Below are 21,040 nucleotides of genomic sequence, written 5' to 3' on the forward strand. Positions count from 1 at the left end.
TGCAGAGAAGATTTCCTTATCTAAATGTTCTTTTTTTTCTCCTCATTTTCTATTCTTTTTTTACGCAAATCTTCGGTGTTATAAATGATTATGGATTTCAAAAATGGCATTTATGCAATAATAAAGAGTTTGATGAGATGATGCACGATATGGAAAATCCAGAGATCCTTGCATTTTTAAAACCATACAAAACAGTTTTCCTAAATAATATAATAATTCCAGCTGATTACATCTGTGCTTCGAATATTGTATCAACTAATCGTGAAAATGGAAAAGTTAAATCCCTTGATTTCATGGAAGATGATTTTTTAAAATCCCCATATTTCCTCATAGGGCATGAGTTCTTTGGCAAAGGCAATTATTGCTTAAGTATTTCTTTTTCGAAGAGCAGTAATATAACTAATAATGATTTAGTTATATATAATAATACTATATCGGTCCCTTATTATACCCAAAATAATAGAATTTATATAGATTTCTTTATTAAACAATTCGGAAAACAGACATTACTTGTTTATGCAAAGGAAACAAAATATTATAGCGTTTTAGATTTAAAGATAAGCAAATCTAAATGTTTGCCCTAACTATATAAAAATAGTATTTATAAAAATCTTAGAGTCTTTTATAATCGAAGGTATAAAAATGCTTTACTAAAAATCATATTATTATTAAGTTCCAACTAAACGTATAGTAGGCAAACGAGGAAATAGCTATGATTATAAAAATTAGAGAAAATAAATTATTGTTAACTTTTTTATTTACTTCAATCATACTTGCATTATATCCAGTATTGAATATTACTGGCTGGCCAAACAATCATGAAGATTTGTTCTGGCGAAACCGTGCCCTATTATTTCACTCTTACTTCAGAGAAGGCATATTTTTCCCTGTTTGGGATAAATATGACATCTGGGGAATGGGAAGCCCATCAGCACTTTTTTACCATAAGTTATTCTATTATGTAATGGGAATTCTTTTGTTTATACTTCCTACAATAAAATCCGCAGTAGTTCTTAGTTTATCTTTCTTCTTCATTATAGGTTGGACAGGAATATACAAAATATTAAAGCTACTAAATATAGAAAATTACTTAAGAATTGCTTTTTCTTCGTTACTCATATTATTAAATTACACCTATACTGATTGGGTGATCAGAGGTGCAATGGCTGAATTGTCAGCGATGATGCTTATACCATGGATTTTGTGGTGGCAACTAAATTTATACAAAACGAAAACCTTTTCATTTTTTATCGTAATAATTTTTATTGCTTTATATTTTTCCCATTCAATAATCGCCTACTATGCAGGTGTTCAATTAGTCATTGCAGAAATTATATTTTTTGCTGTTAACAGGAAAGATATTATTGTTGTAAAAAATTGTTTGATTCGAGGTGCTATAGCATCAGTAATAATATTACTTATTTTAGGTTTAAACTTTTATTTAATGACAGCTTTTATGATTAATGGTAGCTATGACCTTAAAATAAATTTATCAAATATTAAAATAGCAATAAGTGCAATATATAGTTATCATCCTTTAATCGAATATTTCTATGATAAAAATTTACTATTTTCAGAATGGGAGAAGTATACTGTTCAGTTAGATTTACCAATTACAATTATAATGTGCTTAACTTATTTTTTTCTAAGAAAAAATAAAGAGAAAATAAATTTCAATTCTCAAGCAGATAATCTTTTTTTTATTTTCATAGTAATTTCCAACTTTTTTTGTGCATTTTTGCAAACCAAATTAAGTAAGTTCTGGTATATTTATATTCCAGGAGCTGACTACATTCAATTTCCATGGCGTTTACTAGCTTTTATATCTATTTATAATTTAATCTTGACTGCATGGCTTATAAATACATTGCAAAAAATAAATAAACAATTAATGTTTTTTGCTGTATCTGTATTATTCCTATCTGTTCTGTCTCTTTATCCAGGTTTTAAAAAAATTCAATATGAAATATTCCCAAAAGAAAAACTGGAAAATAGAAATCACTTGGACTATCCTTTTGGTGCAGGTGAGTATGCTCCTTACGTTGATAAAGCATTTGAAAAACTTGCATTTAAAACTTTGGACACTCACTTTAAAAAAATATATGATAAAAGCTTTATGAATTCTGTCTGCTCTATTAAAGAACTCCCCATCTCAAATCCAGTCGTTAAACAAATTGAAGCTACTTGTAGTCAAAAAACAGATTTATCAATTCCTGTAAATTACTCAGGTCATGAGAAACTGTTAATAAATGGTCAAGACAGTCAAGATTATATAAGAACAGGAACAAGTGATTCCAGAATTAAAATAAATAATTTTCCCAAAGGAACAAATTTAATAAGTATTAAGTTTCCAACTTTTATTGATATACTTTTTCGCGATATAAGGTAGACCCCGTTTTCTGAGTATATTTTAAAAATGTAAGTATGTAACCAAATGTACTTGCCGAGAAATAAAACACCAGACAATTTGTGAAAATGAAATTGATTCATAGTTTGAAAAACCTTCACGGAACTTATTGGTTCATAATCTTATTTTTTATTACTTATACAGCCAGTTCTTTCAATGTATTAAAAACTCCTTTCCATGAAATTGCAGATTCAGCCGTGAACGCCCTGCAAATTCATAGAGCGGGGCAATTTAAAGAAATGCTCGGTCCTTATTCCCGAGCCGAATTCCATCATTTTGGTCCTATCAGTTTTTATTATTTTTCCTTAATGGAAAAGCCGCTGTCATTCCTGAGTTCCATTCACAGGCAACACCAACTTGCCTTAATCATAATCAATTCCATATTTCTACTTATAACCACAGGAATCCTTCTCAGGGTTCTCTCTGATAAACGATATGTATATTTATTTTTACTTACAATTTTTATAAGTCTCAGACCTCTCGGAGCTGATTTTTTTATGGATACCTGGGGGCCTTATATACTCCTCATGCCCATGTTCTTATTTTTTTCCAGTCTAATTCCTCTTTGCATGGGAAATTATAAATATCTCCTTTTTACAGCCCTTGCATTTACATTTATGCTTCATAACCACATTGGCTCTATATCCATTACAATTCCACTTCTTCTCCTGGCACTTTTTCATTACTATCATAACAGAATAAATAAAGGTATTCAGCGGAAAGAAATATTCTTCTTTTTAAGTTCTATCCTTCTAATTTTACTTTTAAGTATTCCTCCACTGATAGAAGAAGCTATGTATAAAGATGGGAATATATCAAAAATACTGTATTTTATTTTCCAAAAAAAAGCGTCTCAAAAGTTAATAAGAGTTTTCCCTTTTATCTTCAATTATTATTCTGAACCTTTAAAATTTATAGGCGATTTTTCCGGAATTTGGGTTCTGGCTGTATGTTGGATAAGTTCATTTCCATTGAAAAAAAGATTAAATACACCGGAGTATTATCTCAGGCGAATCTCTATAGCCGGATTTATATTCTATTTTATCGCAGCTTCTCGTATTAACGGTGACCTCTTTTCATATTTATTATGGCATCATTATATCATTGTTGCTTCCTTTTACTTCATGGCTCTTTTAATTCCTTTTCAATATTTTTTAAAAATGTTAGAATTCAACCGGGAACATAACTTACAGATCTTTCATGTTTCCTGGATAGCCTTAGTTTTATTCTTAATAGTAAGCTATACAAGAAAACCAGCAGATTATGATAATCAAGCAGAAGTCTTTATGGAATTTATAAAACCCCAGAAAGGAACTTACTATAAACTCTACTGGGACGAGCAGGATCTGGGTCAATGGACAATAGCAGCCAGTTTTGCAATTGAAATGGTTAGAAAAGGCTATTCTCCCTGCGTAGAAGATAATTGGCTATTCATGTTTCCGAGAGATATGAAGTGTGCAGGTAATACAGTAAATGTAAAATTGTCTACAATAGATGAAACAAATACATTTAATTCTAATAATACTCTAAGTTATGAATATAAGAAAACCAGGGTAATTATTAAACCCTGATTATTTTTTCTTTGCCAGACAAAAAACACTTAAACCGGCAAGCTTATTGATAGGGAAAAATAATAATTCCAGTTTATGTATGCCTATTAAAGTAAAATTAATAAAAGGTGCTGAGAGTTTTAAATCACTCTTTGCCTGAAAACTTTTTCCTAAAAGTTTCATTTTCAACTTAGTAAAAAGGCGAATGCCAGCAATTAAGGGAAATAATAAACCAAAAAAATAATGACAACGAACTACTTCCAGACCTGCACTTTTAACAGTTTTCTGTATCATCGAAGATGTATATCGTCTGTGATGTTCTAGAAATAAGTCATGTCCGGAAAATAGAAATTGAAAGGCAGGAACCGTAATTAAAAAATAGGCTCCGCTTTGAACTTTGTCAACATAGCTTTTTAATAAAGCTACATCATCTTCCACATGCTCCAAGACATCCATCATAAGAACAAGATCCGCATCTGTCGTTTCTATATTTTTTTTAAAATATATTGGCTTATCTTTATATACTTCGTCCCACTCTTTTGGATAAGATATGTCTACGCAAGTAGATGAAGAATAACTTGACGTCTCTAATAGTTGTCTGGAGAAAATTCCGGAACCGGCTCCTACATCTAAAATACATTCACTTTTAATATCTTTTATATAATGCTTAAGTGCAAAGCCCTTAGATACATAGTACCAATGTGTATAAATTTTATCTTTCAGTATATCTTCTTCTTTTAAATCCATATCTATTCTTCATCCTGTATTGACTTAAAGCCTATTGATTGTTTTACTATATATAAAGGTCTTTCTTTCACTTCATCAAAAATTCTGGAAATATACTCTCCGATAACCCCCAGGGAAAGTAGCTGAATGCCACCTAATAATAGTAAAACTACCATCATAGAATTATAACCCGGAACATCAATACCATGAAAAAAATGTCTAAACATTAGAAATAATGCATAAATAAATGAAATAAAAGAAATCATAATTCCGAGATATGTCCAGACTCTAAGAGGAATCGTTGTAAAAGAAGTAATCCCTTCAAGGGCAAAGTTCCAGAGTTTCCAATAATTCCATTTTGTCTTTCCTGCAAAACGTGGTTTCCTTTGATAGGTAATACTTACCTGATTAAAGCCTACCCAACTAAAAAGTCCTTTCATGAAACGACGTTTTTCTTTGAGACTTTTCAGTGCATCCACCGCATTCTTTTTCATTATTCGAAAATCTCCTGTATCGGGAGGAATGGGAACTGAAGTCATCCTTCCTATAATTTTATAGAAAAGTATAGCTGTCATTTTTTTAAATAAAGATTCCCCTTCCCTCTTCGCCCTTGTTGCATATACAACATCATAGCCCTCTTTTAACTTTTCCATCATGGTAAAAATAAGTTCAGGTGGATCCTGTAAATCTGCATCAATAGGAACCAAATAATCACCTGAGCTATACTCTATGCCGGCAGTCATGGCAATTTCTTTACCGAAATTTCTGGAAAAAGATACGACTTTCACTCGATTGTCTTTGCTATGTAGATTGAGAAGCTTGGAAAGGCTATCGTCTTTACTTCCGTCGTCAATACAAACCATTTCAAAATCATATTCTGTTTTTTCAAAAACCTTAAGAATACGTGAATATAGTTCATCGATTACTTCAGATTCATTATAAATTGGAACAATGAGGGATATAACTTCTTTCTTCATACTTAAAAATTTATTGTTTCCTTAACTATATAAATCGGTCTTCTTTTAACTTCCAGAAATAAATGTGCAATGTATTCTCCAATGATACCGGTTAGAAAAAACTGTATCGCAAATAAAAAAGAAATAAGCACAACAATAGTAGTATATCCTGATGGAGGTTCATTGGTAAACAGTTTTTTTATTATGGAATAAATTCCTACAATTATACTACATAAGGCTGTCATTCCACCCAGAAACAGTCCGAGCCTCAGTGGAAAACGGCTAAAGCTAAATAGAACGTGGAAAAAATATGTAAGGAGTTTTCTAAAACCATACTTACTCTCCCCGTATTTTCTTGCTGGCGCTTTATAATGAATAGTTGTTTTAGGAAAACCAATAATTTGAACAAAACCTCTCATAAACCTGGCCCTTTCATGAAAGTCTTCTCTTAGAACATCGGCAACCCGTCTTGATACTAAAAAGAAATCAGAAGCACCCGGTTCGATATTATAGTGACTTAATCGATTGAAGATAAAATAAAAGAGATAAGAAAAAAAACTATGTAAAAAAGTACTATCCTCCCGTTTTTCTCTGACCATATTAATAATGTCAAAGCCTTCTTCTTGCTTTTTATAAATCTGTTGGATCAGATCGGGTGGATGTTGCAGATCAGCATCCATGCAAAGAACATGATCTCCTATAGCATAGTCAAGTCCCGCAGTCATCGCTGCCTCATGTCCAAAATTACGAGAAAAGTGTATAACCTTTACATAAGGGTAGATTTCTGTAAAATTTTGCAAAATTGTTTCTGAGCAATCCAGGCTTCCATCATTCACAAAAAGAATTTCATAATCAGCTTCATTCAAAAAGCCCAATGCTTCTTGCAGATTTTTCAAAAAGAAAGGAAGAACAGCTTCTTCATTATAAACAGAAACAACCAGACTTAGTTTCAAGTTCCCTTATATCCAATAACATCCATAAAAGCGGAAACGGAAAAAACTGCTTTTCCGGGTCCGGGTTCACCATAACCCGGTGGAACAGGAAGCTTATATTTTTCAAAAGTTTCTTTCCAGACTGTTAAAAGTTTACAAAAATATTCTAATGTAGGGCCGGCCTGGGTTCCGAGTGTGGTATAAGGTTCCGGGCACCAGGCTGTAAAGCGAGGAACCACTCCTTTTGACATAAAAAAATCTAATCCCTCAGCAGTAGAAGCAATAGCTTCCTCTACCGTATCAAATCCATAAGGTTCTGACAACTCCACTCCTCCCACAAAATTTGGTATTACACAGGATGGACCAAATACCTCGGATGAATCTATAATTCTACGAATCCAGTTATCTCTACCTATCCATTTTGTTTTTCCCGGGCATATCTTTTCAAAAAGTTTTGGATCCCATACTTCATAGTTCGGATGATAAACCTGGATACCGGCATCTTTGAATTTCTGGCAGTCTTCTTTTTCAAAGGCCTGGGCTACGATTTTTCCCATCCATCGACCGGGAAATTTTTCTTCAATAGCTCTCGGATATTGTAAGTAGAAATCTACTTCGGACATTTTTTTTAAATTGGTAAGAACAGAACCACCTGTAATCGTATAGACCTTTGCGACTTCATCCTCTTTGTCAATCCAGTCTAAAACTTCAAGAATTTCTTCTACAGCTTTTACCCCGGTATAAGGCCTTCCTGCATTTTTTTGCTGCCTATAATTGTGATTTATATCACAGTAAGCACATTCTTCTTCCTTTCCAAAATACTGGCAATTCCGAAATACCGTTAAATAGATTAAATATCCCCATTCTATCACCGGTGCTACCTCACCCGGAAACTTCCCGGCACTTGTCCTGTGTCTGTACCATTTTGGTACAGGAGGATACTCTAATTTTCCAAGACAGATGTTGTCTAAGAATAGCTCCGGTTCTCCGAATTCAGATGCTTTCACCAGATAAGGAGATTTAGGATTATTACGCACAGAAATAACAGTAGGTAAAAGATTGAAGTGTCCTCCGGAAAGCTTTACTTCTTCCGGAGCCTGTTTATCTTCTCCTTTCTTCATTTCAGCAAGAGGGATATGATCAAAAGAAAAAATGAAATAATCTTTCTTCTTATATTCTTTATCGGTTTTAAGAGCTTCCGGAGTAAAATTAAGACCAAGTCTTAAAATATCCTGTTTAATGATCGCTTCTTTAGGTATAAATGTATATATTTCTACCATTCGTTCAAGGTCTTGAATTGTAGAATGCTCTCGCTTCTTCACTGCTTTTAGACTCATCATCCCTCCGCATACTCTATGACTTTAAAGAGCCAGATTTTGTCTATGGAAAATTCTTAAAAATAATACCTTCCGCCTATGGCTGCATTCAATCGTACAGAGTTACTTCCTACAAGAAACATATTTAAACTGAGATCTCCAAATAACTCAAAAGATTCATTCACAAATAAAGATATACCTACAGGGAAACGAAATCCGGGAGCATTGATTCGACCGTCTTTTTTCCATAATTTCTCAATTCCCTCTACTTTATCATTCTGTGAATTCATCACGAGCCCCCCTCCGAAGTATAAGTTAATTTTAGGAGTTTGACTTAGCTGCATAAAATTATACAAAAGAACCCCGTGAATGTGGTGACTCTGACTTTCCAGACCCAGGCCAAGGGAGGCTTCAAAGGATAATTTATCATTAAATAGGTATTTCATAGTTAAACCGGTAGGACTTATAAGGCTTAAACCCAGACCAAAATTGCCTCCGAGCCCTCCGCTTATCCATTCCTTATAATTAGCCAGTGTGTTTTCTACCCTTTCCTCTTCTTCTTTTTCTGCTTTTTCTTTCTCTTCCGGCTTGGCCTTTTTTACAGCCCAGGAAACAGGTTTAGGAGTAAGGTTTTTAATTTTGTCCTCTTCAAAAGACTTAGTTGATCCATCAGAATAGACAACTATAGCCTTACTACCTCGAAATGTAACCTGCACATCATCAATGGTTTCTCCATCTTTTAGTGTTAGAGTATCTGAAAAGGTGTAAGAGCAAATTCCAAGTAGAAGAGTGATAAAATAGAGAAAGTTCATAAATATCCTTATTTAGCGACAGGTTATTTACAAGTAGGAATAACGTCCAGCAGAATTCAAGATGGTGATAAATAAGCGAACCGGAAGTGGTTCGCTATTATAAAAAATACTAAAACTCTATATTTTTTACTTCATTTTTAGAAAACTCTTTCGTTCCATTAGGAGTTATGAGTATGTATTTATCTTTATGTCTTGTATCTCCAATTATCCCTCGAATTTTTTCGCCATTGTTGAGTATAATTGTCTGAGCCCTTTTATTGTGGGTTTCAGAAAGACGTTTAATAAGTTTATCCTGAATCTCATTATTTCGAGATTCAACAGCTTTCTGTATAGATTCTTTATCTAATTTGGATTCTGATACCGGTTCTAGCTCTTTAGTTTCTTCAAGGCTCTCCTCCAAATCTTTATCTGAAATTTTTTCTATTTTCGAGAGATCTTCTTTTTTTATCTGGGATAGATTTTGAGAAAGTTCATCCGTCTTTATCTCATCTAAAGCTTTATTGAGTTTTTTATCAGATGGATTGGAAATAATTTTTTCAAGCTTTGCCACTTTCAAAATCTTATCTGACTTACTTTTATCGATAGTGATGGTTTCGGCTTCACCTAAAACAAGTTCATTTTCATCTATAAACTGTTTAACTTTTTGAATAGCAGGGTGTTTTTGATTAGAGTCTGAGAGTGCTTCTATTTCTTTTACCCTGACCTTATAAGAAACTTTACTTTCGATTACTTTCAAAGAAGAAGATTTATTGTCATCTACAGAAAGCTCAAATTTGGTTCCTCTTACTCCCGCTACCGCAGCCGGTGTAGAATATTGAAAATCTCCATTCTGCTTGTTTACACTAAAAACAGCTTTCCCCTTGTGCAAAAGAATTTGCTCTTTTTCATTTAAGTGTTTAAAGGTCAGTTTGGAATTGGCTTTTATACGAAAAGTGACTTCGGTTTTTGGAGAAATGATTTGCAAATCACAAAACGATTTGTTTCCGGTAACAATTTCCTGCCCCTCAGTAATAATATCCCCTTTCCTGGTATTCTTACTCGAAACTTTCACAGAACCGGTTTTGAATAAAATAATAGCTTTCATTGGTTCGGTGGTTTTACCTTTTTCTTCTCCCTTACAGGAGATAAAGGAAAATAATAATATTATAAAAGGGATTAATATTTTCTTCATCAACAGTTCCTCTTGTAGTAAAATAATACTTCCATATTTTAAAATTTTAGACTAAGAATAACTTTTTCCAGTCCATAGGAAATAATAACTAAAAATATTCTATTTGTCAAGTAGGAAAGAATATTTTACTGTATAAACCTAAAATGCAGCAGTAACATCCCCCATCTCTACATAAACTGTCTTTAATTGTGTGTAGTATTCAATAGTAGCCAGGCTATTCTCCCTTCCCAATCCGGATTGTTTATAGCCTCCGAAAGGAATTTCTATAGGAGTCAGGTTATAATTATTTATCCAACAGATGCCTGCCTGTAATTTCGAAACTACCCGATGAGCCCTCTGAATATCACAGGTAAATACTCCCGCTGCCAGACCGTAAGGAGTATGATTAGCCCTTTTTAGAACTTCCTCCTCCGTCTCAAAAGGCAAAATAGACAGTACAGGACCGAATATTTCTTCTTGAACACACTGCATATTATCCGTACAGTCATCAATAATTGCGGGTTCTATAAAATATCCCGCATGTCCTGGAACCTGAACTCTTTTTCCTCCAAAAATTATATTCGATCCATTCTCTCTGGCTTTTGTTATATAATACATTACTTTTTCGTAATGATCCTTACTTATCAAGGCTCCCATCGTAGTGCTCATGTCCATAGGATCACCAATTTTTATTTTCCGGGTTCTTTCTACTAATTTCTGAGCAAATTCTTTATGTATAGCCTTCTCCACAAAAACTCTTGTTCCATTCGAACAAACTTCACCCTGTGTATAAAAATTAGCCATGAGAGCAGCTTTTACAGCATTATCCAGATCGGCATCGGAAAAAATAATCAGAGGAGATTTCCCCCCTAATTCAAGAGTAACTTTTTTCAAACTTGTCGCTGCATCTGCCATGACTTTCTTGCCTGTATTTACTTCACCTGTGAGACTTATTTTGGCTATTTTTTCATGTCTACTTAAAAGTCTACCCGTATCCGCAAAACCCTGCACCACATTAAATACTCCGTCCGGAACGCCGGCCTCCGTGTATACTTCGGCTAGTTTTAGAGCAGTTATCGGACTTAATTCGGCGGGTTTAAATATCATGGAATTTCCGCAGGCTAAAGCCGGTCCTGATTTCCAGGCAGCTATCTGAAAAGGATAATTCCAGGCTCCTATACCGGCGGTAATTCCCAGAGGTTCTCTACGAGTATAAGCAAAGGAGAAACCCAGATCGTAGTGATGACCGTGAAGACTTGCAGCAAGACCAGCATAGTATTCTATTGCATCAGCACCGGAGTGTATATCTACTTCAATTGCTTCTGAGAGAGGTTTACCCGTATCAGATACCTCTAATTTAGCTAATTCTTCATTTCTCTTACGTAATATTTGAACTGCTCGATTTAAAATTCTTCCCCTCTGGGTTCCGCTCATGGAAGACCATATCTGAAAACCCTCCTCTGAACTTTGAACCGCTTTTTCCACTTCTGCTCTGCCTGCAATTTCAACTAAAGAAATAACTTTCCCGGTAGCCGGATTTAAGTTTTCAAAAAATTCTCCGGATTCAGAATTTACATACTTCCCATGAATATAGTTTTTTAATACAGGTATCTCTGACATAAACGATCCTCTTATCTTTGCTTAGTTTTCCATTCCGGATGAATCCAGTATTCTGCGTTTGAAGGAGCTAAGGGTTCTTTTCCGCGAATCACATCTGATAATTTTTCTGCCATCATGATGGTAGGAGCATCCGTATTTCCGCTGACCAGATCCGGCATTATCGATGTGTCTACTACTCTTAAATTTTCTACACCAAATACCTTTCCTTCTGAATCGACCACAGCCATAAGATCGGTTTCCTGACCCATTTTACAGGAACAGGATGGATGATATGCACTTTCCGAACGTTCACGAATGAAGGCATCGATCTCAGCATCCGAATGGACTTTCTCCCCTGGTGTCCATTCTTCTCCTCTGAATTCATCAAAGGCTTTCTGATATACAATTTCCCGGGTTAATCGAATCCCATCCCGCATTTCTTCTCTATCGTTTTCAGTACCCATATAGTTAAAAAGTATTTCAGGTTTTGCAAATGGACTGTTTTTACTTATTCTCACATAGCCCTTGCTTTCCGGACGCATCGGCCCTACATGCACCTGGAAACCATGACCTCCTGCCGGCATAGAACCATCATAATTCATGGCTATAGGTAGAAAGTGAAATTGAAGATTCGGATGCAAAACTCCGGCCTTGCTCCGAATAAAGCCTCCTGCCTCAAAATGATTTGTAGCTCCCGGGCCTGTTTTCATGAATATCCATTCCAATCCTACCAGAATCCTTCCATACCAGCGAACTGCCGGATACAAACTGATCGGTTTCTTACATTTATACTGAACATATATTTCAAGGTGATCCTGCAAGTTTTCCCCTACACCGGGTCTGTCCGCTATTATGGGAATTCCTAATTTTTCTAAATGCTCTGCCGGACCTACTCCGGATAATTGTAAAAGTAAAGGTGAATTGATAGCTCCTCCGCAAAGAATCACTTCTCTTCTTGCATACACCTTTCCTGTGTTCGCACCTCTTATAATTTCTACACCCACCGCTTTTTTTCCTTCAAAAAGAATACGGTGAACCATGGTTTTTGTTCGCACAGATAAATTCGGTCTTTTTAAAGCAGGATGTAAATAAGCTCTTGCAGAAGAAGCACGGTAGCCTTTTTTAGTAGTTCTATCAAAAGGTCCAATTCCTTCCTGGTTAAAGCCATTCACATCTTCCGTGTACTGATAGCCGGCCTGTTTACCGGCTTCCATCCAGGCAGTAAATAGAGGGTTAATTTGTCGACCGGCCTCTACAAATTGTGGACCTGCATCCCCCCTATACTCATTGCCTCCATTTTCATGAGTTTGCACTTTTTTAAAATAAGGTAAACAATGTGAAGCCGACCAATTTTTCAAACCATAGGATTCCCAACGGTTATAGTCTTCCGCATGACCCCGGATATAAACCATTCCGTTGACAGAACCGGAACCACCGAGGATTCTTCCTCTCGGGCAATACATTTCTCTATTATTCAAGTAAGGTTCCGGAAGTGTATAATAAGCCCAGTTTAAACGATTACTTTTCAAAGGTTCAGAAAAAGCAGCAGGCATTCGGCTGAAAATTGAACTATCCCCGGGCCCTGCTTCCAATACATGTACAGAAACATCGGAATCCTCAGAAAGTCTTCCCGCAAGTACCGAACCCGCAGAACCCGAACCAATAATAATGTAATCATATTCTTCTTTCTTACTCATTTGCTCCTCTTTTTTTTAAACTTTTTTACGTGCAAAGCATCGCACGAAATCCCAGTAGTCGTATAATACAATTCCTAAATATAAGAGTAGAGTGAAACCCAGAGATAATCGAAAGAGTTTAGGATATACAATTTTAATAGCCAGAACCATAGTCTCTAATAATAATGCTATTAATATGATAAAGACGGATGATGCTGTTTGTGAAAGCATTCTCATCCAGGGCCCTTCAATATCGCTGATTTCATAAGAAGAAGCAAAATTAGCAAAACATACTGTTACTAAGAGTATACTGATAAGCGATAAGAATTCACTTAGATTGGCCATCTTCACCTGTTCTAACTCTGTATAAATAAAAGAGTAAAAAAGAAGAGCAATCAGAACAGCCAGCAAATGCTTCACTGTGTTTTCTATTAAAGCTCTTCTTACACTCACCCGATTGAAAAATCCTTTTTTAAAAAGTTTCATAAATTTGACAGACCTTTTCTCGAACGATAACTCAGGTACCCGGTACCTATTATGCCGAGAATACAGATCGCCACTAAAAGTTGAAACGTTTTTTGAAAACCATATTCTTTTAAAATCCAGCCAATGATCTCTTCCTGAAAAATTGGCCCTATTGAACCCAGACCATTAATAATCCCGGCCGCAACTATAGCTCCACTTTTTCCTCCTACATCAATAGCCCCTACACCAGCTAGAAGCGAATCCGGTCCCATTACCATAAATCCGCATATCGCAAGGCTAATACCAAATAGAACTAAAGACTTTATCCCCACTAAGTACATAAATAAAAATGCGAGAAGCATTCCAATAGTCATGTAAAGTATAATTTGGTGACGCTTCCCCTTAAAAAATTTATCTGATGCCCAGCCTGCAAATAAAACTCCTCCAAAACCCACCCAATCAAATAGAGTAGAAATATATCCTGCATTTTGCTTCTCTATATTAAACAGGTTTTCTATAGCCATAGGTGACCAGCTATCCAGGGAATACCTGAGGAATTTAAATACAAAGTACACAGTTCCCATGAATATTACAGTGAATATTACATTGCTTGTCCAACCGGCAAAAATTCCACTCTGCCTTACATCAGCTGCATCGGAAGCTTCTATTTCAACTTCCTCAATGAGCGGTTCCATACCTGCATCTTCCGGCTTATCTTTTTCCATAAAATAGAATATTATCCACACAAGAAACATGATAATAGAAGCACCCCAAAAAGACCATAGAACGCCAAAAAGTCCGAGCATCATAGCCGCAAAAGATTTGGCAAAAATACTTCCTAATTGATAGCTGGTTGCCCATACAGCCATTATTTGACCGCGTTCTTTTTGGTTAAGCCAGTTACTCAAAACACCTATATTACCCGGCCAACCCGTCGCCTGGGCAAAACCATTGATAATCATGAATGTTATAAATAAGTAATAGGTAGAGGGACCCCGAAGATAAGAAAATCCGAACACAACATTTGCAAGGAAAGTAATTCCCATACCAGAAAGAAGTAAAATTCGGGTAGCAACTTTACGACCTAAATAACTCGTAAGAAACTGACCGAGCATGTATGCAACGAGATATGCAGTAAATATATGAGCCAACTGAAGTTCATCCAGGCCCATTCTTTCCTGTATAGATGATTTTACTATGGCATAATTTTTTCGACAAAAATAAAAGCCCGCATAGGAAAGCCAGGTAGTCGTAAGAATGCGCACTCTCCAAATTTTTTTAATCTTTGGCTCTTCATTCATTAGCCTATCCTTATTTGATTTTGATTAGAAAGTCCTCGCTTAATCCATTGTAATCTTTTATTAAAATGTCTGCTAAGCTCCGCATGACTTGTATATCAGTTGCCCTCCAGGTAATACCTACTGTATACATTCCTGCGTTTTTTCCGGCAGTAAGGCCTGCTATACTATCTTCAAATATAAGACAATGTTTCGGATGTAAGTTTAGTGATTCAGCAGCTTTCAAGTAACATTCGGGATCCGGTTTAGATTTCGTATAGTTTTCAGCCGAAAGGGCTACCTGAAGAGTGTCTCGAATTCCCATTTTATTTAATAAGAAATCCAGACTTTCTCTGTTACTCGAGGTTGCAATAGCCAGCTTAAAATCTTTTTGAATTTTTTTAATAAACTCCGGTGCTCCGGGGATATATATCATTTCATCGGACTTAAACATCTCATGAAATTTATCCTGTAATAGAAGACTTACATTGACTTTCATCAAAGTAGGATAGAGAGCCTGAAGTATATCGGTAATTCTTTGCCAGGTTATACCATAAAACTGTTTGAAATTCAAATCAGGATATGGCAGGTTAAATTCATCTAAAAGCCAGCGAACAGACTTCTCAGTGAATATCTCAGAATCTACCAGAGTACCATCCATATCAAAGATTATGCCCTGAATATCTTTTATATTCATTTTTCTAGGATCCTAGGTTTAAAAATTAAATAGATGAGGTCAAGGGATTTTTTTTTAATAGGAAAAAAGTATCTTTTTTATGAAAGTGGTTCTTGGAGGCTCCATGAAACTTTTTTATATCTATTTTGTATATATTCCCATTTTTTCTTTATTTTCGCTTATATGGTCGTATTCATCTGATGATCTGAATAAAGAAACTCTCTTATCTGATCATATATACCGCCTGAGTGAAAGTGAATATACCAAGAAATGGAAAACCGAAAATGGTAAAGAGGGAACCTGCATAGCTGACGGGCAATTATATGATAATTGGAAATCGATTATAGAAAAGGCTTTCAGGAAGTTAATAGACAATTCCGGAAAACATCAAATTCCTATCTGTTATGTAGTTTTGGAAGAAAATTCATTTAATGCTGCCGCCTTTCCGAATGGAAAGTTTTTAATAAATGTCGGTACTTTGAAGATCTTAGACGCTCGCATTAAATCCGAGAAACTAAAGGATATTGATAAGGCGAGAGAAAGCTATATTGCAGCAATCCTCTCTCATGAATTAGCCCATTATTATAATCGACATACCATAAAATTCATGAAACGTTTACTCGACTCCGGAAATAAAAAAAATATTGAACTACAAAAAATTCAATTTTCCCAGGAAGATGAGTTAGATGCAGATAGCAGCGGTATGCTCTATATGGAAAGAGCCGGGTATGATAACTGGTATTTCAAGGATATGTTGAAAATTATCAATCAGAATTATCAGAATTCGCTCGAAAAAGCAAGAAATGATAAAAAAGAGCATGTGAGTATTTATTTTTCAACCCATCCGAGTCCTCACCTGCGCTTAAGTAATGCGGGAGCAGAAAATGCAGAATTTCATCGCACTGCTTTTTTACTGGAGAAGCTATTCGCTGACATTCAACTCGGTAGAAATTTAGATTCCATAAAATCATCTCTTGATAAATTATTAATAGATCCAAAATACCGGGATAATCCGGAAATACTCAGGGCCTATGCGGTATGTCTTCACAAAATTTGGTTAGAATCCGTGTCACTTGAGGATCAAAGTTTAAGAGGTGTTCTCGACATGCCTTCCTTTAGAGATAGCATGTTATTTAAGAAAGCCGTAAGCGGCAAAGGAAGAAAAGAAATACCGGGAGATAAGGCAAAATACTGGAAAGCCAGAAGAGCCTATTTAAAACTATTAAAGAATATCATAGACCTGGAATTTTGTTCTAATTATGCTCTTTTATTAGCTTATTCTGATAAACCGCATGATTGGAAAGAAGCTGTAATTTTCGCCGAGAAATCAAATGAAATTCTAAATACAACCATCAGCATGAATAATCTGGGGGTTGTTTACTATATAACCGAAATGAAAAAGGTGGAAGAAGTTATTCCTTTTTTTGAGGGTATCGTAAAACGAGTAGAACCTGCACTGAAAGCGAAAGTATTCAGCAAACAGATAGAACCGGAAAAAGTAAAAGCCTGGGAACAAATTTTTAAAAATCGTCAGGCTTATGATTCTAATTATGTTTTTGAAGATTTTACTCCCATATTAAATTTGGCTTTACTCTATCACTATTCCGGTAAAACGGACTTAGCTAAAGAAATTGCTAAAACCTATTTGAAGGATTATGATTCTGAGTCTGATTGGTCAAAATTTCTTTCTAAAACAACTAATGTCAAGCTTCCCGAAATAAGCACCGGTGTTAATCAACTTAGCGTTTCCGGTTTAAAAATAGGAAATTCTCTTGTAGATGCAGTTCGTCTTTTAGGAAAGCCGGATGATAAAATAGTTGGCTATGAAGGAGATATATGGGTTTATCAGGATAAAAAAACAAAAATTATCTTCCAGGAAGGAAAAGTCAGAGAAATTCGCTTAGAAGATAGTAGCAGCCCTCCCGTAAACCAGGAACTTAGAGTAGGAGCAGAAAAAAGCCTCGCAGAGAAAGTTTTAGGGAAAAATTCACAAAAAAAAGGTCAAAATAAATTTATATACTTTCAAAAAGGAAAAGCTTCTATAAGTTATTCCAATAATATCGTAAACAAGATTATTCTATTTGAATAAGGAGAACTAATGAAAACAATTAGTCGTTCAATCTTACTACTGTTCGCCCTTTTGGCTACAGTTGCCTGTTCTTCTCAATTACCTTTTGTGAAGAGTGTAAAACAGAATATGAATCTGGAACATGTCTATTCCAGACCTTCAGCTGCTTACGGTCCGGGTACCATTGTATATTATACAGAAAAAAGTGGCTATTCAAGAGCCTGTTGGGCCTGGGAACTAATGGAGCTACCTAAAGAGTCCTATACAGGACTATTGATTAAAAATCCTATTGCCGGTGGAAATATTAAATCCAATTCAAACATCTCCTTCAATCTGGATTTGGATGCAAAAAAGCTGGCGAAACTCAAAACAAACTTTAAATCTGTCAGTGAAATGAAAGTAGTTTTGAAAAATGGCAAACAGTACGATCTGGAACTCAGTATCGGCAAACTCTTTCGAGCTCTTAAACGTGAGGATAACGAATGCCGCTTATCTTTAAAAGCTATCAAATCAGCCAATCCTGATGCTCAACTCTATATGGTATTAACCACATTTGCTTATGATATCGACTATTCGGTTAAAACCGACAAAGGCTGGGTTAGTAGTGCAAAAGTTTCCAAAGAACTTCTAAAACAAATTAATAATGAAATCCAACTTTCCGGTGGTGGAGATGGCGGAGCTGAGATTTCCGGAAAACAAATGTTTATTGGATTTACCGGACTACCGGCTAAAGTTAGCAATAAACAATATAGCAAAATTAGTGATTCTGATAGTGCTACAAGTAAAGGACTCGCTTCTATGTTAAACGATGGAGGAGGTAATTCGAATAAGAAAATTACTTCTATCGATCTAACAGAAGCTCTGGATCTTTCCAAATAAATATATAGCGGAGTTAAGCTCCGCTTTCTTGTTCTATTCCGATAGCCCGGCTCAATTTCTTTTCTAATAAATTCACTTTTTCCTTTGTCATTCCCAGTTCGATTACTTCATTCAGTAAAACTCTGGCTCTTCCATAATTTTCAGTTAAAATGTAAGAGTTAATTAGAAGTTCGAGGTTTTCCAAATTAGAAGGATTACGCATTCTTAGTCTTTCTCCGTATTCTATAGAACTCTCATATTTCTTGATAGCTAATCCTATTTTAATTGCTCTCATCATCATGTTATCAGCAGGTGAATACATCAGATATTTTTCAATACATGAAAAAGCTTGAGAATACATTTTCATACTCTCATATTGTAAAAGCAAGATATTACATAATTCTTTATCGAAAGGGTTCTCTTTGTAAGCTTTTTCTAATAAGCTTATTTTTTCGTTTTCTGCTTTATCTGTTAATTCTCTATAGAAAGAATCAGGTAGTACTTTTATATTTCTGTTTAATTGATTATATTTAATTCTTAGTAGAGAAAGGTCATCTATAAGTTCGCCCTTTTCTAATATTCTAGAATATATTTCTGAGATTTCTCCTTCTGCTTCTTCTACATTTTGGAGAAAGAGATTTTCATCTTCATTAATAATCCGATTTCCTTTCTCATCATAACCAATTATAATATCATCCCTACCATCCGAACCAATCAAAAGCATATCTCCATCCTGCAACTCAAAAACATTAATATAGATCTTTCCTGTTAAGCCTTCCGTACCCAGTTTACGAAACTCTAAAGAATTCTCTATAAATTCTGCTTTCTTGTCTCTATACAATACTATCCAGGGATGTTCAGCATTAATATAATAGAATACTCCGGTTTTATCTTCGACAGCACCAATAACCAAAGAAATTAACATCGTTCCATTAAAACTTTCAAAAACTTTTTGCAACTCTATAAAAGTGTTCTTCAACCAGCGTTCCGGAGAAATATTTTTAGATTGAGAGGCTGCTTTTGTCCTTTCTACAATAGAATGAAAGACCGCTCCCAAAACCAGAATTCCACCTGCACCTTGCATCGATTTACCCATGGCATCTGCATTTAAAAATATTGTATAGGTTTTCCCTCTTAATTCTATCGAGTGGGCAATATCAATATCTCCTCCAAGTTCCCATTCTCTTTTTCTAAAACTAAACTTTTTCTTCTGGGAAATAAAAAAATCTACTTCAACATTTTCACTCTTAACCGTATTTTTATTAAATGTATTTGTCAAAAGAGACGTTAAAAAGTAATCTCCATCTTGCTGTTCTTTTAAAGTTTTAATTTCTTCAAAAGATATTTGGAGTTGTTGGGTTCGATCTTTAACTTTTTCTTCCAGACTCTCATTCAGCTCATCTGTAAAATTATGAATCTCTACAGTCCTTGCAGCTAAGATAAACATGATGCTACCTAAAAACATGGGAAAACCCAGTCCTGACAAAAAAGGAAGGTTGAAATTAAAATAGTTTGTTATAATATCTACCACAGTCAATAACATCAATGGAATAAAACCATATAAAAGGGAGAAAACTTCTTTCCTTTTCAAAAGAAAAGCCCTGATGATTATAAAACTCAAGCCTATAACAAACAATAATAAAACGGTATTTAAATAATTTCTATATATTAAAAATAATTTGTATTCAGCGGGTATTATGATTATAATAAAACTAAGAATTGTCAGAAAAAGAAAAGTTCGAGAAAACCAGGATCTAACCGGAACCCTTAAAAACTCTATTAGGAATATCATAAATACCAGGGCAGATAAAAACATAAAAAAGAATACCAGTTTTTGGTGTAAGAGATAAGACATGGAAATATAGTGAGCATAAAACTCAGTAAAGAAATTTGCACTATAAACTGCATAAATAATTGAAAAAATAGCATAGTATAAATTATAGCGATCTTTTTTCCGTTTCACATAAATTAATAAATGGTAGGCAGCAATAATCACAAATAAGAAAGATACAAAAATATTATAATATCCATAGACAAACGCATTAGGAAAATTATACAAATCAACTTCATCCGCATCCCCCAGGATAAACGGTTCATAAATAGCCCCTTCCCCGTTTACGTAGAGTTTTATTAGTAACTCATTATTTTTTTCTTTTAGGATACTTTTATGAAAGGTATAGGAACGAAACCAGTTCCAGGTATTCCATTCCCGCATGGTACCTTTGGGAGTTTTACCAATAAAAACTCCATTTAAATACATTTCGTCAGATAATATAAGTCTTCCGGGCGATATGCTCAGCAATTCGGAACTAAAGATACTTTTTTGATTAAACTTTTTCTTTATCCAAAGATAGCCTTTTTCTGAAGGAACAAATCGATGCAAATTGTTTAAACTTTTCAAATTCTTCCATTCTGAATTCGCTTGATTGGAAAGAGAGTAGTACCAATCCCCGGAAATTTCCTGAACTTTCGGGTTTGAACAGGCGGAGAAAAAATAAAATACAATGATAAAAACTATAATTTTCATTTTATTCATACTCAGTTGATATAAATTAAATAAAAATAAAGTCAA

Annotated in this window: 17 protein-coding genes (1 of these 17 only partly in view); 5 read left to right on the forward strand and 12 right to left on the reverse strand. The window is 34.7% G+C overall.

Translation table 11 applies throughout. The features are described 5' to 3' along the window. The 3 genes from H7A25_09640 to H7A25_09650 form a co-directional block, all read left to right on the forward strand. Positions 1-584 carry the 3' end of a hypothetical protein gene (locus H7A25_09640; protein MCP5500152.1) on the forward strand. It extends 1,564 nt beyond the left edge of the window, so only the last 584 of its 2,148 coding nucleotides appear in the window; its start codon lies off the left edge, out of view; its stop codon occupies positions 582-584. A gap of 128 nt (positions 585-712) precedes the next feature. After that, the gene (locus H7A25_09645; GenBank protein MCP5500153.1) at positions 713-2,389 is read left to right on the forward strand and encodes a hypothetical protein; all 1,677 of its coding nucleotides are present in this window, start codon (positions 713-715) and stop codon (positions 2,387-2,389) included. An 86-nt stretch (positions 2,390-2,475) separates the two neighbouring features. After that, positions 2,476-3,978, forward strand: a complete 1,503-nt coding sequence (locus tag H7A25_09650; GenBank protein ID MCP5500154.1) for a hypothetical protein — start codon at positions 2,476-2,478, stop codon at positions 3,976-3,978. On the opposite strand, the gene H7A25_09655 is transcribed toward H7A25_09650, so the two are convergent. The 11 genes from H7A25_09655 to H7A25_09705 all read right to left on the reverse strand — a co-directional run bounded on the left by H7A25_09655 (position 3,979) and on the right by H7A25_09705 (position 15,563). Next, positions 3,979-4,704: a methyltransferase domain-containing protein gene (locus H7A25_09655; protein ID MCP5500155.1), complete on the reverse strand. Its 726-nt coding sequence runs from the start codon at positions 4,702-4,704 to the stop codon at positions 3,979-3,981. Between the two features lie 2 nt (positions 4,705-4,706). Continuing rightward, on the reverse strand, positions 4,707-5,660 hold the full coding sequence (locus tag H7A25_09660; protein MCP5500156.1) for a glycosyltransferase family 2 protein: 954 nt from the start codon (positions 5,658-5,660) through the stop codon (positions 4,707-4,709). A gap of 2 nt (positions 5,661-5,662) precedes the next feature. Further along, on the reverse strand, positions 5,663-6,592 hold the full coding sequence (locus H7A25_09665) for a glycosyltransferase family 2 protein (protein ID MCP5500157.1): 930 nt from the start codon (positions 6,590-6,592) through the stop codon (positions 5,663-5,665). Next, positions 6,589-7,908 carry a radical SAM protein gene (locus H7A25_09670; GenBank protein ID MCP5500158.1) on the reverse strand — a complete coding sequence of 440 codons (1,320 nt, stop codon included), beginning with the start codon at positions 7,906-7,908 and terminating at the stop codon, positions 6,589-6,591. The genes H7A25_09665 and H7A25_09670 overlap by 4 nt, the downstream gene beginning before the upstream one ends. Positions 7,909-7,964: 56 nt before the next feature. Beyond that, on the reverse strand, positions 7,965-8,699 hold the full coding sequence (locus tag H7A25_09675; GenBank protein ID MCP5500159.1) for a hypothetical protein: 735 nt from the start codon (positions 8,697-8,699) through the stop codon (positions 7,965-7,967). A 109-nt stretch (positions 8,700-8,808) separates the two neighbouring features. After that, positions 8,809-9,870: a FecR domain-containing protein gene (locus H7A25_09680; GenBank protein ID MCP5500160.1), complete on the reverse strand. Its 1,062-nt coding sequence runs from the start codon at positions 9,868-9,870 to the stop codon at positions 8,809-8,811. A gap of 138 nt (positions 9,871-10,008) precedes the next feature. Next, on the reverse strand, positions 10,009-11,469 hold the full coding sequence (gene betB, locus H7A25_09685; GenBank protein ID MCP5500161.1) for a betaine-aldehyde dehydrogenase: 1,461 nt from the start codon (positions 11,467-11,469) through the stop codon (positions 10,009-10,011). Between the two features lie 11 nt (positions 11,470-11,480). Then, positions 11,481-13,145, reverse strand: coding sequence for a choline dehydrogenase (gene betA, locus H7A25_09690; protein ID MCP5500162.1), 1,665 nt, complete (start codon positions 13,143-13,145; stop codon positions 11,481-11,483). 15 nt (positions 13,146-13,160) lie between these two features. Beyond that, positions 13,161-13,610, reverse strand: coding sequence for a hypothetical protein (locus H7A25_09695; GenBank protein MCP5500163.1), 450 nt, complete (start codon positions 13,608-13,610; stop codon positions 13,161-13,163). Further along, positions 13,607-14,890, reverse strand: a complete 1,284-nt coding sequence (locus H7A25_09700; protein ID MCP5500164.1) for an MFS transporter — start codon at positions 14,888-14,890, stop codon at positions 13,607-13,609. Before H7A25_09700 ends, H7A25_09695 begins: the two co-directional genes overlap by 4 nt. 10 nt (positions 14,891-14,900) lie before the next feature. Beyond that, positions 14,901-15,563 (reverse strand): HAD family phosphatase, encoded by a 663-nt coding sequence (locus tag H7A25_09705; GenBank protein ID MCP5500165.1) that lies wholly within the window; start codon positions 15,561-15,563, stop codon positions 14,901-14,903. A gap of 103 nt (positions 15,564-15,666) precedes the next feature. Here H7A25_09705 and H7A25_09710 point away from each other — a divergent pair, with 103 nt between their 5' ends. Continuing rightward, complete coding sequence (locus H7A25_09710) at positions 15,667-17,631, forward strand: M48 family metalloprotease (protein ID MCP5500166.1); 1,965 nt, start codon at positions 15,667-15,669, stop codon at positions 17,629-17,631. Positions 17,632-17,640: 9 nt separating this feature from the next. Further along, on the forward strand, positions 17,641-18,489 hold the full coding sequence (locus H7A25_09715) for a hypothetical protein (protein ID MCP5500167.1): 849 nt from the start codon (positions 17,641-17,643) through the stop codon (positions 18,487-18,489). Between the two features lie 13 nt (positions 18,490-18,502). Here the strand turns inward: H7A25_09715 and H7A25_09720 are convergent, their stop codons facing one another. Continuing rightward, complete coding sequence (locus H7A25_09720; protein MCP5500168.1) at positions 18,503-21,004, reverse strand: SpoIIE family protein phosphatase; 2,502 nt, start codon at positions 21,002-21,004, stop codon at positions 18,503-18,505. Positions 21,005-21,040 lie beyond the last annotated feature (36 nt).

The sequence above is a fragment of the Leptospiraceae bacterium genome (assembly GCA_024233835.1).
Classification (GTDB): domain Bacteria; phylum Spirochaetota; class Leptospiria; order Leptospirales; family Leptospiraceae; genus JACKPC01.